Source organism: Paracoccus sp. L-17 (assembly GCF_056857655.1).
This window is the reverse complement of sequence record NZ_JBSXNM010000046.1, coordinates 253,954-268,341: the sequence shown is the minus strand read 5'-3', so window position 1 is coordinate 268,341 and position 14,388 is coordinate 253,954. Positions and strand designations below refer to the sequence as shown.

The 14,388-nt window shown below is 66.2% G+C and carries 15 protein-coding genes; 12 read left to right on the top strand and 3 right to left on the bottom strand.

The genetic code is table 11. The features are described from left to right. Nucleotides 1-64 precede the first annotated feature (64 nt). The 7 genes from AC13CR_RS18210 (at nt 65) to AC13CR_RS18180 (ending at nt 7,963) form a co-directional block, all read left to right on the top strand. Nucleotides 65-541: a formate dehydrogenase subunit gamma gene (locus AC13CR_RS18210; protein ID WP_482900937.1), complete on the top strand. Its 477-nt coding sequence runs from the start codon at nt 65-67 to the stop codon at nt 539-541. Next, nucleotides 538-2,055 (top strand): formate dehydrogenase beta subunit, encoded by a 1,518-nt coding sequence (locus AC13CR_RS18205; RefSeq protein ID WP_292955654.1) that lies wholly within the window; start codon nt 538-540, stop codon nt 2,053-2,055. Before AC13CR_RS18210 ends, AC13CR_RS18205 begins: the two co-directional genes overlap by 4 nt. Further along, nucleotides 2,052-4,997, top strand: coding sequence for a formate dehydrogenase subunit alpha (gene fdhF / locus AC13CR_RS18200; protein WP_446232191.1), 2,946 nt, complete (start codon nt 2,052-2,054; stop codon nt 4,995-4,997). Before AC13CR_RS18205 ends, fdhF begins: the two co-directional genes overlap by 4 nt. Next, nucleotides 4,994-5,821, top strand: a complete 828-nt coding sequence (gene fdhD, locus AC13CR_RS18195) for a formate dehydrogenase accessory sulfurtransferase FdhD (RefSeq protein WP_293014241.1) — start codon at nt 4,994-4,996, stop codon at nt 5,819-5,821. Before fdhF ends, fdhD begins: the two co-directional genes overlap by 4 nt. Beyond that, nucleotides 5,811-6,017 carry a formate dehydrogenase subunit delta gene (locus AC13CR_RS18190; RefSeq protein WP_292955645.1) on the top strand — a complete coding sequence of 69 codons (207 nt, stop codon included), beginning with the start codon at nt 5,811-5,813 and terminating at the stop codon, nt 6,015-6,017. The genes fdhD and AC13CR_RS18190 overlap by 11 nt, the downstream gene beginning before the upstream one ends. A gap of 153 nt (nt 6,018-6,170) precedes the next feature. Further along, nucleotides 6,171-7,118: a diacylglycerol/lipid kinase family protein gene (locus AC13CR_RS18185; RefSeq protein WP_292955641.1), complete on the top strand. Its 948-nt coding sequence runs from the start codon at nt 6,171-6,173 to the stop codon at nt 7,116-7,118. Continuing rightward, entirely contained in the window at nt 7,115-7,963 is an 849-nt protein-coding gene (locus AC13CR_RS18180) for a metallophosphoesterase family protein (RefSeq protein ID WP_292955638.1), read from the top strand. The genes AC13CR_RS18185 and AC13CR_RS18180 overlap by 4 nt, the downstream gene beginning before the upstream one ends. Here the strand turns inward: AC13CR_RS18180 and modC are convergent. From modC to modA, 3 genes are read right to left on the bottom strand one after another with little or no spacing between them, the layout of a single operon-like run. Further along, nucleotides 7,855-8,988, bottom strand: a complete 1,134-nt coding sequence (gene modC, locus AC13CR_RS18175; protein ID WP_292955635.1) for a molybdenum ABC transporter ATP-binding protein — start codon at nt 8,986-8,988, stop codon at nt 7,855-7,857. The two genes, AC13CR_RS18180 and modC, sit on opposite strands and share 109 nt — an antisense overlap. Then, the gene (gene modB, locus AC13CR_RS18170) at nt 8,985-9,680 is read right to left on the bottom strand and encodes a molybdate ABC transporter permease subunit (protein ID WP_446232387.1); all 696 of its coding nucleotides are present in this window, start codon (nt 9,678-9,680) and stop codon (nt 8,985-8,987) included. Before modB ends, modC begins: the two co-directional genes overlap by 4 nt. 1 nt (nt 9,681) lies before the next feature. Further along, nucleotides 9,682-10,437, bottom strand: a complete 756-nt coding sequence (gene modA, locus AC13CR_RS18165) for a molybdate ABC transporter substrate-binding protein (protein ID WP_335661497.1) — start codon at nt 10,435-10,437, stop codon at nt 9,682-9,684. A gap of 326 nt (nt 10,438-10,763) precedes the next feature. On the opposite strand from modA, the gene rpsA reads away from it, so the two are divergent. The 5 genes from rpsA (at nt 10,764) to AC13CR_RS18140 (ending at nt 14,384) form a co-directional block, all read left to right on the top strand. Next, complete coding sequence (gene rpsA / locus AC13CR_RS18160; RefSeq protein WP_292951047.1) at nt 10,764-12,443, top strand: 30S ribosomal protein S1; 1,680 nt, start codon at nt 10,764-10,766, stop codon at nt 12,441-12,443. A gap of 261 nt (nt 12,444-12,704) precedes the next feature. Beyond that, entirely contained in the window at nt 12,705-12,989 is a 285-nt protein-coding gene (gene ihfB, locus AC13CR_RS18155; protein WP_292951045.1) for an integration host factor subunit beta, read from the top strand. Nucleotides 12,990-13,051: 62 nt separating this feature from the next. Next, entirely contained in the window at nt 13,052-13,477 is a 426-nt protein-coding gene (locus AC13CR_RS18150; protein WP_292951043.1) for a LapA family protein, read from the top strand. Next, on the top strand, nt 13,478-14,116 hold the full coding sequence (locus tag AC13CR_RS18145; RefSeq protein WP_446233457.1) for a phosphoribosylanthranilate isomerase: 639 nt from the start codon (nt 13,478-13,480) through the stop codon (nt 14,114-14,116). After that, the gene (locus AC13CR_RS18140) at nt 14,094-14,384 is read left to right on the top strand and encodes a GNAT family N-acetyltransferase (protein WP_349675816.1); all 291 of its coding nucleotides are present in this window, start codon (nt 14,094-14,096) and stop codon (nt 14,382-14,384) included. The genes AC13CR_RS18145 and AC13CR_RS18140 overlap by 23 nt, the downstream gene beginning before the upstream one ends. The last annotated feature ends 4 nt before the right edge of the window (nt 14,385-14,388 follow it).

The following is a 14,388-nucleotide window of genomic DNA, read 5'->3' as shown; positions in this document are numbered from 1 at the left end:
GCGTTATTGATTTTCCATTGCCGGACCTGTTTGCTGAAGCCACGGGACCGTCGAAAGGCCAGCCATGCATCACGATGCGCAAGCCCCGACCGAGAACGAGATTCGCGCGGTCGCCGCGCCGCTCGCCTCGCTCGAAGGGCCGTTACTGCCGTTGCTGCATGCGGTGCAGCACGAATACGGCTGCGTGCCCGAAGCCGCGGTGCCGGTTCTGGCCGATCTGCTGAACCTGTCGCGGGCCGAGGTCCACGGTGTCGTCAGCTTCTACCACGATTTCCGCAAGGCTCCGGCGGGAAAGCATATTCTGCGCCTCTGCCGGGCCGAGGCCTGTCAGTCCATGGGCGGCCAAGCCCTGGCCGAGGCGACCCTGGCAAGGCTGGGCATCGGCTGGCACGACACCACGGCCAATGGCGCGGTCACGGTCGAGCCGGTCTATTGCCTGGGCCTGTGCGCCTGCGCCCCCGCCGCCATGCTGGACGACCGCGTCGTCGCGCGACTGGATGCGGCCCGCCTTGACAGATTGCTGGCCGAGGCCGGCGCATGAGGATCTGGGTTCCCATGGACAGCGCCGCGAAGGCCGTCGGCGCCGACGAGGTGGCCGAAACCATCGCCCGCGAGGCCGCATCACGCGGAATTGACGTGCGGATCATCCGCAACGGCTCGCGCGGCATGATCTGGCTGGAACCCCTGGTCGAGATCGACCGCGGAGACGGGCGCGTGGGCTACGGCCCCGTCGCGCCCGAGGATGTGGCCGCGCTGCTGGACGGCAAGCTGGAAAGCCTGGGCCCGGTCGAGGCGATCCCGTTCTTTGCCCGCCAGACCCGTTTGACCTTCGCGCGCTGCGGTTTGACCGATCCGCTGGATTACGACGATTACCAGGCCCATGGCGGTCTGGCCGGATTGCGCCGGGTCATTGCCATGAGCCAAGAGGAGATCGTGCAGGAGGTCACCGCCAGCGGGCTGCGCGGGCGGGGCGGTGCGGGCTTTCCCACCGGCATCAAGTGGAAGACGGTGATGCAGGCCGAGGCCATGCAGAAATACATCGTCTGCAACGCCGATGAGGGCGACAGCGGCACCTTCGCCGACCGCATGATCATGGAGGGCGATCCCTTCACCCTGATCGAGGGCATGGCGATCGCGGGGATCGGCGTGGGTGCGACGCGCGGCTATGTCTATCTGCGCAGCGAATATCCCGATGCGATCCGGGCAATGAACGCGGCGGTCGGGATCGCGCGCAGGCGCGGCCTGCTGGGCCCATCCGTTCTGGGATCGGATCACGCCTTCGAGATGGAGATCCGCGTGGGCGCGGGCGCCTATGTCTGCGGCGAGGAAACCAGCCTGCTCAACAGCCTCGAAGGCAAGCGCGGCGTGGTGCGCGCCAAGCCGCCGCTGCCGGCGCTGGAAGGATTTCTGGGCAAGCCGACCGTGGTCAACAACGTCATCACGCTGGCCACGATCCCCGTGATCTTCGAGAAGGGCGCCGACCATTACGCGGGCTTCGGCCATAACAGGTCGCGCGGCACTGCGACGCTGCAGATCGCCGGCAATGTGAAACGCGGCGGATTGTTCGAGGCCGGATTCGGCCTGACTTTGGGCGAGGTCGTCAACGACGTCGCCGGCGGCACCGCCAGCGGCCGGCCCGTGAAGGCGGTGCAGGTCGGCGGACCGCTGGGCGCCTATCTGCATGAGGGTCAGTTCGACACCAGGATGGGCTACGAGGAATTCGACGCCGAGGGCGGGCTGATCGGCCATGCCGGGCTGGTCGTGTTCGACGACAGCGCCGACATGCTGCGCATGGCGCGCTTCGCGATGGAGTTCTGCGCCATCGAATCCTGCGGCAAATGCACGCCCTGCCGCATCGGCGCGGTGCGTGGGGTCGAGACCATCGACCGCATCGCCGCCGGCGATCCCGCCGCCGCCGAATTGCTGACCGATCTGTGCGAGACGATGAAGGACGGCTCGCTCTGCGCGCTTGGCGGCTTCACCCCGTTCCCGGTCATGTCCGCACTGCGCCATTTCCCCGACGACTTCGCGACCCGCAAGGAGGCCGCCGAATGAAGGACTTCATCATCCCGCAATTCCCGCCCGGTTCCGATCCGCAGGACGAGCGCGACATGGGAACGCCCGCCCGGTCGGGCGCCCCCGTCAGCCTGAGCATCGACGGTTTCGCGGTGACAGTGCCCGAGGGCACTTCGGTCATGAGGGCCGCGGCCGAGGCCGGGATCATGGTTCCCAAGCTCTGCGCCAGCGACAATATGGAAGCCTTTGGATCCTGCCGCCTCTGCGTCGTCGAGATCGAGGGCCGCAAGGGCACGCCCGCATCCTGCACCACGCCCGTGGCGGAAGGCATGGTCGTTCACACCCAGTCCGGCAAGGTCAAGCGCATCCGCAAGGGGGTGATGGAGCTGTATATCAGCGATCACCCGCTGGATTGCCTGACCTGCGCGGCCAATGGCGATTGCGAATTGCAGGATGCGGCGGGGCAGGTGGGTCTGCGCGACGTGCGCTATGCGCCCGGCCAGAACCATTTCGATCCCTCGGGCAGCGGCGCGCGCAGCCAGGCCGAGGCGCGGATGCGGATGCCGGTCGATCAGGCCAATCCCCGTTATGTGCCGAAGGACGAAAGCAACCCCTATTTCACGTTCGATCCGTCGAAATGCATCGTCTGTTCGCGCTGCGTCCGGGCCTGCGAAGAGGTGCAGGGCACCTTCGCGCTGACCATCGAGGGGCGCGGCTTCGACAGCAAGGTCAGCGCCGGGGCGGCGACCGACGATTTCCTGCATTCCGAATGCGTCAGTTGCGGTGCCTGCGTGCAGGCCTGTCCGACCGCGACCTTGCAGGAAAAATCCGTGATCGAGATGGGCACGCCGCATCGGTCGGTCATCACCACCTGTGCCTATTGCGGCGTCGGATGCAGCTTCAAGGCAGAGCTGAACGGCGATCAGCTTGTCCGCATGGTCCCCTACAAGCATGGCAAGGCGAACCGGGGCCATTCCTGCGTCAAGGGCCGCTTCGCCTATGGCTATGCCAACCACCGCGACCGCATCCTCAAGCCGATGATCCGCGACCGCATCGACGAGCCCTGGCGCGAGGTCGAATGGGACGAGGCTCTGGCCTTTGCCGCCGGCCGGATGAGTGCGTTGCAGCAGAAATACGGCCGCCGGTCGATCGGCGTCATCACCTCAAGCCGCTGCACCAACGAGGAAACCTACCTGGTGCAGAAACTGGCGCGGGCGGTGTTTCTGAACAACAACACCGATACCTGCGCCCGGGTCTGCCATTCGCCGACCGGCTACGGACTGGGCAAGACCTTCGGCACCTCGGCCGGCACGCAGGATTTCGACAGTGTCGAGAAGGCCGATGTGGTGATGATCATCGGTGCCAATCCGACCGATGGCCACCCGGTCTTCGCCAGCCGGCTGAAAAAGCGGCTGCGTCAGGGCGCGCGGCTGATCGTCGTGGATCCGCGCCGCACCGATATCGTGCGCAGCCCGCATGTCGAGGCAGCCTATCACCTGCCGCTGCGGCCGGGCACCAACGTCGCCGTCGTCACCGCAATGGCGCATGTCATCGTGACCGAGGGGCTGGTGGACGAAGCGTTCATCCGCGAGCGCTGTGACTGGGACGAATTTCAGCATTACGCCGAATTCGTCAGTCAGGACCGCCACAGCCCCGAAACCATGCAGCCGCTGACCGGCGTTCCCGCCGCCGATCTGCGTGCCGCCGCGCGGCTTTACGCGACCGGCGGCAACGGGGCGATCTATTACGGTCTGGGCGTGACCGAACATTCCCAGGGCTCGACCACGGTCATGGGGATCGCCAACCTTGCGATGCTGACCGGCAATGTCGGACGCGAGGGCGTCGGCGTGAACCCTCTGCGGGGGCAGAACAACGTCCAGGGTTCCTGCGACATGGGCAGCTTTCCGCATGAACTGCCCGGCTATCGCCATGTGAAACTGCCCGATGTCCGCAAGATCTTCGAGACGGCGTGGGGGGTCGAGATCGACCCCGAACCCGGCCTGCGCATCCCCAACATGCTTGATGCGGCGGTCGAGGGAACGTTCAAGGGGCTTTACTGCCAGGGCGAGGATATCCTGCAATCGGACCCCGATACCCACCATGTCGCGGCGGGCCTGAAGGCGATGGAATGCGTCATCGTCCATGATCTGTTTCTGAACGAGACCGCGAATTACGCCCATGTCTTCCTGCCGGGTTCGTCCTTCCTCGAAAAGGAGGGCACCTTTACCAATGCCGAACGCCGCATCAACCGCGTCCGCCGGGTCATGGCGCCGCTGAACGGTTTCGAGGACTGGGAGGTGACGCAGGCCCTGGCCAACGCGATGGGCGCGAACTGGACCTATACCCATGCCAGTCAGATCATGGACGAGATCGCGGCGACCACCCCCACATTCGAAGGCGTCAGCTTTGCCCTTCTGGAAGAGAAGGGATCGGTCCAGTGGCCCTGCAACGAGGCCGCGCCCGAAGGCACGCCGACGATGCATGTGGATCACTTCGTGTCGGGCAAGGGCCATTTCATCGTCACCGAATATCTGCCGACCGACGAGAAGTCCGGGCCGCGTTTCCCGCTGCTGCTGACCACGGGGCGGATCCTGTCGCAATACAATGTGGGCGCGCAGACGCGGCGGACCGCGAATGTCGTCTGGCACCCCGAGGACGTTCTGGAAATCCACCCCCACGACGCCGAGACGCGCGGCGTGAACCAGGGCGACTGGGTGCGGCTGGCCAGCCGATCGGGCGAGACGACGCTGCGGGCGACCCTGACCGACCGGGTGGCGCCGGGCGTGGTCTACACGACCTTCCACCATCCGGCGACGCAGGCCAATGTCGTGACCACGGATTTTTCGGACTGGGCGACGAACTGTCCGGAATACAAGGTGACGGCAGTGCAGGTCAGTCCCTCGAACGGGCCTTCGGACTGGCAGGAATGCTATAACGAACAGGCCGAACGCGCCCGCCGCATCCTGCCCGCCGCGGAATGACAACGCTGCCCGATCCCCTGGCCCGCGTGCAGGCGGTCCATGTCCGGCCGGGCAGCCGCGCCGCCGCGCAGCGTGTCGTGCCCGAGGAAACGCCGGTCGCACTGGTCTATGACGGCACCACCCACGCGGTGATGATGGCGACGCCCGCCGATATCGAGGATTTCGCGATCGGCTTCTCGCTGACCGAAGGGATCGTGACCGGGACCGGTCAGATCGCCTCGTGCGAGATCGTGACCCATGCCAAGGGCGTCGAGGCGCGGATCTGGCTGGCCGAGGACCGGGGCGATGCGCTGGCCGCGCGGCAGCGCACGCTGGCCGGACCGGTGGGCTGCGGGCTGTGCGGGATCGACAGCCTCGATCAGGCGGTGCGCGCGCTGCCCGATCGCCACGGCGCGGGCCCGGTGCTGAGCGTCGAAGAGATCGCCGGCGCCACCGAATCCCTGCGCGGCTGGCAGCCGCTGCACGACCAGAGCCGGGCGGTCCACGCCGCCGGGTTCCTGATGCCAGGCAAGGGCGTGGTCCTGGCACGCGAGGATGTGGGACGGCACAACGCGCTGGACAAGCTGATCGGCGCGATGGCACGGCAGGGTCATCAGGCGGGGCAGGGCGCCTTCGTGCTGACCAGCCGCGTCTCGGTCGAGATGGTGCAGAAATGCGCCATGGCGGGCGGCTGTGTGCTGATCGCCGTCTCCGCCCCCACTGCCCATGCCCTGCGGCTGGCGACGGGCGCGGGCATCACCCTGGCCGCCTTCGCGCGCGGCGAGGGATTCGATCTGTTCTGCCACCCCGAACGCCTGCGGGACGAGGTTTCCGATGTCGCCTGAAAAGATGGTCGTCATGGCCAACCAGATCGCCGCCTTTTTCAACACCCAGCCGGGGGATCCGGCGCCGAAGGTCGCGGCCCATCTGGCCGATTTCTGGGAACCCCGGATGCGGACGCAGTTGCAGGATTACATTCGCGCCGGCGGCGCTGGCCTCGACCCCAGCGTCGAGGCCGCCGCAAGGCTTCTGCGGGACTGACCCCATCGCCATTCGCGGCGGCTGAAATGGCCTTCACGAGATCCTGATGTCGCAGCACCCCGGCCTGTCGTGTCGTTCTTTGCCTTTGCGTGAAACCCGGCTGCCAGTCGCGGGTTGGATCCGCAAAGGCATGAAGAACCGCGGGAGCAGGAAATGTCCGAGACGCTGGATCTGTCGCGACTGCGCGTCTGCGTGGTGATGAACCGGGGCTCGGGCCGCGGAAAGGAGAAACGACTGCGCGGCCAGATCGAGGACGCACTGAAGCCGCGCTGCGCGCATTTCGAGATCCGTCCCACGACACGCGGCAGCGATCTGACCGACATGGCGCGGCAGGCGGTCGGCGACGGCTTTGGCCTGATCATCGCCTGCGGCGGGGATGGCACGCAATCGGCAGTGGCCGGGGCGCTGGCCGGGACAGAGGCCGTCATGGGTATTCTGCCCGGCGGAACCTTCAACTACTTTGCCCGCGACCTGGGCGTCGGCGAGACGATCGAGGATGCGCTGGAGACCATCTGCAACGGTTGCGCCCGTCCGATCGACATCGGCCAGATCGAAAATCTCATCTTTCTGAACAATGTCAGCCTTGGCGCCTATCCACATATCCTGAAGACTCGTGAAAGCATCTACAAGCGCTGGGGCCGGTCGCGGATCGCGGCCTATTGGTCGGTGCTGGTCGCCCTGCGCCGCCTGCGCCACCCGATGCAATTGAAAGCCCGCGTGAACGGCGATACGCGCGATGTCACGACCGCGCTGGTCTTCGTCGCCCGCAGCGCCTATCAGCTGGACAATTTCGGGCTGGAAGGCGCAGACGCGATCCGGCAGGGCAAGTTCGCATTGCTGATCGCGAAGGCGCTGAAGCCGATGCCGCTGATCCGCTCTGCGTTGCGGCTGGCCTTCGGGTTTTCCGCCCGAAACAGCGATTTCGACCTGATCGAGACCGATGAGGTCACGATCGAATCGCGCAAGCACAGGATGCTGGTCGCCCATGACGGCGAAAAGACGGTAATGGCCAGTCCGTTCCGCCTGCGGGTCTGGCATGACGGTTTGCAGGTGCTGTTGCCGGCGGACGGGGTCAACAAGACAAGGGACAACGGCGGATGACCCGGATCCTGCATCTGTCGGATCTGCATTTCGGGTTTCACCGTCAGTCTCTTGTCGAACCGCTGCTGGCGCGGATCAACCGGGCGGCTGCGGATCTGGTCGTCGTCACCGGTGATCTGACCCATCGTGGACGTCCCGGTCAATACGGGCTGGCCGCCGATTTCCTGTCGCGTATCACCGCGCCGGTGCTGAGCGTGCCGGGAAACCATGACGTGCCGCTCTACAATATCCCGGTGCGTTTCCTGATCCCCTGGCGCGGCTACCGGCTGGCGATCAACCCCGATCTTGATCCGGCCGGCGTTGCGGGCAGGGTCCGCGTGCTGGGCCTGAACAGCGTCGATCCCTTTGCCTGGCAGCGCGGCGTGATCCGCGATGGAGAGATCGCCCGACTGACCGCCAGCCTTGATCCGCTGGCGGTGAACATCGTCGCGCTGCATCATCCGTTGCAGCACATGCCGGGTGTGGACAAGGAACTGGCCGCCCGCGCCCCGCAATTGCTGCGACGCCTGGAAGCGGCGGGCGTCAGCATGGTTTTCAGCGGCCATCTGCACGTCTGGAGCGCCGCGAACCTGCTGGATCACGGCCATCGGCGCATTCTTCAGGTGCAGGCGGGCACGGCGCTGTGCGCGCGCGAAAGCGACAGGCAGAACGAATTCGCGGTGCTGGACATCGACGGCGACGAGGCGGTGATCCACCGCCATGTCGCGCCCATGGCGCAGGACGATTTCGACCCGCCTCAGACGCTGCGGCTGTCGCGCGCCGGCGGCGCATGGCGGCTGATCGAAGGATCCGAACCCGAGCCGATACTGCCCGGCGCGACGGAAACCGCCTTCAGCACCGCGTGAACCGGCTTGCCCGGATGCAGCGCCAGCGCCTGGGCCGATCGTGTCGTGATCCGCGCCAGCAGCGTCTGGGATCCTGCCTCCAGCCGCACCAGCATGGCGCCATCATCGGGGGTCAGGTCGCGGACCACGCCCGCCAGCACGTTCAGCGCCGAGATGCCCGTCGGGCGATCCAGCGCGATCATCACGTCCTGCGCCAGAATCCGCAGGCGCAGCACGGCGCCCGTCGCGCTGTCGATCCGCGACAGCCACAAGGGCCCGGCAGCACTTGCAAGGCGCGTCAGGCCGTCGGCCTCCTGCGCCTCGATCCGCGCGGACAGGATCGCGCCCACCTCGCGCGGACCCAGAAGCGGCGCTGTGGCGGGATCGGACAGGATCTGCGCGGCGGGGCCGGATGCGGCGACGCGGCCGGCCCGCAGCAGCACGATGGTGTTTGCAAGCCGCGCAACCTCGGCGGCGGAATGGCTGACATAGAGGATCGGCAGGCCGGTCTCGTCCCTCAGACGTTCCAGATAGGGCAGGATTCCGTCCTTGCGGGCCTGATCCAGCGCCGCGAGGGGCTCGTCCATCAGCAGCAGGCGGGGATTGGACAGGATCGCGCGGCCCAGGGCCACCCTCTGGCGTTCGCCCCCCGACAGGGCTGCGGGACGGCGCTGCAACAGATGCCCGATGCCCAGCATCTCGACCACGCGATCCTGCACGGCGCCGCCGCCATGCGAGAAGCGGCGTCCGTAAAGCAGGTTCTGCCGCACGCTGAGATGCGGAAACAGCCGCGCCTCCTGAAAGACATAGCCGATACCGCGCCGGTGGGGCGGAAGAAATCGGCGTGCCGCGGTATCCGTCAGGACGGTGCCGCCAGCCTCGATGCGGGCGTGGTCGGGGCGCATCAGGCCGGCGACGGCGTTGACGATGCTGGTCTTGCCCGATCCCGACTGGCCGAACAGGGCGGTAACGCCGGCCGGGGCCTCGAATCGCGCATCCAGCGTGAAGTCCGCAAAGGCGTGGCGGATGGCGACGGACAGCATCATCCGCCCCCGATGCGGCGGGCCACGGCGCGCGACAGGGCTTCGGACAGGAACAGCGCGCCCATGGCAATGGCGACGGCGATCAGGACCAGCCGCACGGCCGCGCCCTCGCCCCCCGGCACCTGAAGGAAGGCATAGATGGCCGAGGGCAGGGTCTGGGTCTGGCCGGGAATGTTGGACACGAAGGTGATCGTCGCACCGAATTCGCCCATTGCCTTGGCAAAGCCCAGGATCATGCCCGCAAGGATTCCGGGCAGGATCAGCGGCAGGGTGATGGTCGCGAAGACCCATGGCCGCGATGCGCCCAGCGTCGAGGCGGCCTGTTCCAGTTTCGGGTCCACCGCCTCGATGGCCAGCCGGATCGCGCGGACCATCAGCGGAAAGGCCATGATCGCAGCGGCCAGCGCCGCGCCCGTCCAGCGAAAGGCGAAGACGATGCCGAACTGGTCGAGGAATGCACCGATGCTGCCGCGCCGGCCGAAGGTCAGCAGCAGCAGATAGCCGGTCACGACCGGCGGCAGGACCAGCGGCAGATGGACCAGCCCGTTCAGAAGCCCGCGGCCCGCAAACCGCCAGCGCGCCAGCGCATAGGCCACCAGCAAACCCGGCGGCAGGCTGGCCAGCACCGCCACCGCCGAGACCTTCAGCGACAGCGCGACCGCCTGCCATTCCTGCGGGGACAGCCAGTCCGGCACGCTAGTTCAGCATCCTGAAGCCCTGAGCCTCGAAGATCTGCCCGGCGGCCTTTCCCGACAGCGCCTGATAAAAGGACCGCGCCGAGGCGTCATCGGCGTTCTTCAGCAAGGCGGCCGGGTAGATGATCGGTGGATAACTGCCGGCTGGAAAGGTGCCCACCACGCTGACATCGGGGTCGGCCACGGCATCGGTCGCATAGGTCACGCCCAACGGCGCCTCCCCGGCCGAAACCAGTGCCAGGGCTGCGCGCACATTGTCGGCCTGCGCCACGTCGGCCCGCACATCGTCCCACAACCCCAGATTGACCAGCGCCGCCCTGCCATATTGCCCGGCCGGCACGGCATCGACCAGCGCCATGGCCAGCTTGCCGCCCTCCAGCAATCCTTGCAGATCGGTGTCGGGTCCGATCTCGTCCGGCGGCGCACCATCCTTCCTTGCAGGGGCGATCAGCACCAGCCTGTTGCCCAGCAGATCCTTGCGCGCGCCATCGGCCACCAGACCCGCGTCCTGGACCTCGTCCATCCAGGCGACATTGGCCGAGATGAACAGGTCCGCCGGCGCCCCGGCGATGATCTGTCGGGCCAATTGTCCCGATCCGGCATAGGATATCGCCACCCGATCGCCGGTCTTCGTGGTGAAGTCGGCGGCGATCAGGTCCAGCGCGGTCTTCAGCGAGGCCGCCGCGAAGACGGTGACATCGCCGGCATGGGCGGGCAGCGCGGCCACGAAAGCCGCGGCGATCAGGAACGGGCGCATTCGGATCTCGGCATGTCGTAATATCCGCCCGAACCTAACGGAATCCTGCCTCGGCAGGCAAGCGATATTTCCGTCCCGACATATCGGGACGATCGTTCGCCGCCTTGTCGTCCGATCAGCGTCGCAAGGCACTTTCCCCGTTGAGTTTCGCGTCTTTCCTGACTATATCCGATCCAGTCAATCGGGCGACAGGGTCAGAACAGGCCGCATGGGAACGGGTCGGGCATCGTGCCGCGACCCTTTGTCGTTGCCGCGACGGGCATCATAAAGACCGGCGGAGCCAACCGTCAGGCCAGTGAAATCGAACCAAAGGAAACCGATCATATATGTGCGCTAAAGCGACGATGGAGGAATTCGAAGCCCTCCTGAACGAAAGCTTCGACATGGACACGCCCGATGAGGGCAGCGTCGTCAAGGGCCGCGTCATCGCCATCGAGGCGGGTCAGGCCATCATCGATGTCGGCTACAAGATGGAAGGCCGCGTCGATCTGAAAGAATTTGCAAATCCCGGCGAAGAGGCCAACATCACCGTCGGCGACGAGGTCGAGGTCTATCTGGACCGCGTGGAAAACGCCCGCGGCGAAGCCTCGATCAGCCGCGAAAAGGCCCGCCGCGAGGAAGCCTGGGACCGTCTGGAAAAAGCCTATGCCGATGAAGAGCGCGTCGAGGGCGCCATCTTCGGTCGCGTCAAGGGCGGCTTTACCGTCGATCTGGGCGGCGCCGTGGCCTTCCTGCCAGGCTCGCAGGTCGATGTGCGTCCGGTGCGCGATGCCGGCCCGCTGATGGGTCTGAAACAGCCGTTCCAGATCCTGAAGATGGATCGTCGCCGCGGCAATATCGTCGTGTCGCGTCGCGCCATTCTGGAAGAATCGCGTGCCGAACAGCGCGCCGAGGTCATCGCCAACCTGACCGAGGGTCAGACGGTCGACGGCGTCGTCAAGAACATCACCGAATACGGCGCCTTCGTCGATCTGGGTGGTGTTGATGGCCTGTTGCACGTCACCGACATGGCGTGGCGCCGCGTGAACCACCCCTCCGAGATCCTGTCGATCGGCGAGACGGTGAAGGTCCAGGTCATCAAGATCAACAAGGACAGCCACCGCATCAGCCTGGGCATGAAGCAGCTTCAGGCCGATCCCTGGGATACCGTCACCGACAAGTTCCCGCTGGGCAGCGTCCATCAGGGCCGCGTGACCAACATCACCGATTACGGTGCCTTCGTGGAACTGGAGGCCGGTGTCGAGGGTCTGGTCCATGTCAGCGAAATGAGCTGGACCAAGAAGAACGTCCATCCGGGCAAGATCGTCTCGACCTCTCAGGAAGTCGAAGTGATGGTGCTGGAGATCGACGAAGCCAAGCGCCGCGTCTCGCTGGGTCTGAAACAGACCATGCGCAACCCGTGGGAGGTTTTCGCCGAAACCCATCCGACCGGCACCGTCATCGAGGGCGAGGTCAAGAACATCACCGAATTCGGTCTGTTCGTGGGCCTGGAAGGCGATATCGACGGCATGGTCCATCTGTCCGACATCAGCTGGGACGCGCGCGGCGAGGATGCCATCCAGGACTTCCGCAAGGGCGACATGGTCAAGGCCGTCGTCCAGGACGTGGATGTCGAGAAAGAACGGATCAGCCTGTCGATCAAGGCGCTCGAGAACGAGCATATGGCCGAGGCGGTCGACGGCGTGAAGCGTGGCTCGATCGTGACGGCCGTGGTCAGCGCCATCGAGGATGGTGGCATCGAGGTGGAATATAATGGCGTCAAGTCGTTCATCCGCCGCAGCGATCTGGCCCGTGATCGTCAGGACCAGCGTCCCGAGCGGTTCCAGCTCGGCGACAAGGTGGATGCGCGCGTCACCAATATCGATACCAAGACCCGCCGCCTGGGTCTGTCGATCAAGGCCCGCGAGATCGCCGAGGAAAAGGAAGCGATCGACACCTATGGCAGCTCGGATTCGGGTGCGTCGCTGGGCGATATCCTGGGCGCCGCGCTGAACCGCGACAAGTAGGCGCGCCCGTCCCACGACCCGACACCCGCCCCGGCCACCGCCGCGGGCGGGTTCTTCCTTGCCTGAACCGGGGCGTGTACCTGACGTCATTCTGGCGTTTTCCCCAGCAGTTTTCAGGGCTTGGCCGAAACAAGCAGCTTGCGCGAAAACGTCAAAGCTGGCATCGCTAGGAAACTTGTGGGTGTTTTCGTGCGTTGCTTTCGGTCACAGGGTTCGGTCTGCCTTGGCGGCCTGGACAGCAGCAAACATCAGGGGGGCATGATGATCCGTTCCGAATTGATCCAGAAGATTGCCGACGAAAATCCGCATCTCTTCAGGCGCGATGTCGAGCGGATCGTGAATACGGTCTTCGAGGAGATCATCGACGCGATGGCACGGGGCGATCGGGTGGAACTGCGCGGCTTCGGCGCATTTTCGGTCAAGAAGCGCGACGCCCGCACCGGCCGCAATCCGCGCACGGGCGAATCCGTTGATGTCGACGAAAAGCACGTGCCCTTCTTCAAGACCGGCAAATTGCTGCGTGATCGGTTGAACGGCGAGGCCTGACCGGCGTAGAACGGGGATGATCGCGTCGCGCATCGCCGCGCGCCCCCATCCGAGGATCACCCATGCGCTTCATCCGTCTGCTGTTCGTAGCCCTTCTGGCCATCGTGCTGATCGCGGTCGCCCTCGCCAATCGCCAGATGGTGACGCTGTCGGCCTTTCCGGCGAATTTCGGGCAATTCCTGGGCGGAACCTGGTCGGTCAACCTGCCCCTGTTCTTCGTCATTTTCCTGGCCTTCGCGGTCGGGATGCTCGCCGGGCTGGTCTGGGAATATCTGCGCGAAACCCATATCCGCCGCGAGGCGCGTCAGCGCAGCGCCGAGGTCGCCCGGCTGGAAAACGAGGTCGGCGGACTGCGCCACCGCCATGCCGCGCCACGCGACGAGGTGCTGGCGATCCTGGATCGACCGAAGACCAGCACGACGCCGCCGCGCTCCGGCGCCTCGGCCCAGCCCGCCCCCGGCACGTCGCTGCCCGCCAGTTCGCGATAGATCGCCGTGACGCAGGTCAAGATTTGCGGGCTGCGCGAAAGGGAACATGTCAGAACCGCCGTCGAGGCCGGCGCGCATTACCTGGGCTTCGTCTTCTTCGCCGGATCGCCCCGCGCGGTGACGCCTGACCAGGCTGCGGCGCTGGCCGATGTCGTCCCGCCCGGAATAGCCCGGGTCGGCCTGTTCGTGAATCCCGACGACGCGACGCTGGATCAGGTGCTGTCCACCGCGCCGCTGGACATGATCCAGCTTCACGGCACCGAACAGCCCGGCCGCGTTTCCGCGATCAGGGCCCGGACCGGCCTGCCCGTGATGAAGGCCGTGGGCGTCTCCGGTCCCGAGGATCTGTCGGCGCTGACCGATTACGGACTGGTCGCCGACCTGCTGCTGGTCGATGCCAAGCCGCCAAAGGGCGCGGTTCTGCCAGGCGGCAACGGCCTGGCCTTCGACTGGCACCTGCTTTCCGCGCGGCGCTGGCTGCGGCCCTGGTTTCTCGCGGGCGGGCTGACGCCGCAGAACGTGGCCGAGGCGATCCGCCTGACCCGCGCGCCGGCCGTCGATGTCAGTTCCGGCGTCGAGGCCGCGCCCGGGATCAAGGATCACGACCTGATCCTCGATTTCATCCGGGCCGCCGGATAAGCCCGCCGCTGGTCTGAACCGCCGCGCGCAGATCGAGGGCGTGTGCGTCGCCCCGGATCTTCGCAGTCGTGGCCTTGGCGAGGCATTGATGCGCGACGCCGAATACCGCGCCCGCACCGAAGGCTGCGCCCTGATCCGGTTCACCAGCAACCCGACCCGGACGGGTGCGCGGCGCTTCTGTGACCGCCCGGGCTTCACGCCCGGCCATATCGGTTATAAGAAACCCTCTGGACTTCTTCGTTGTCCCAATACCCGAATCCAACCGTGAAGGC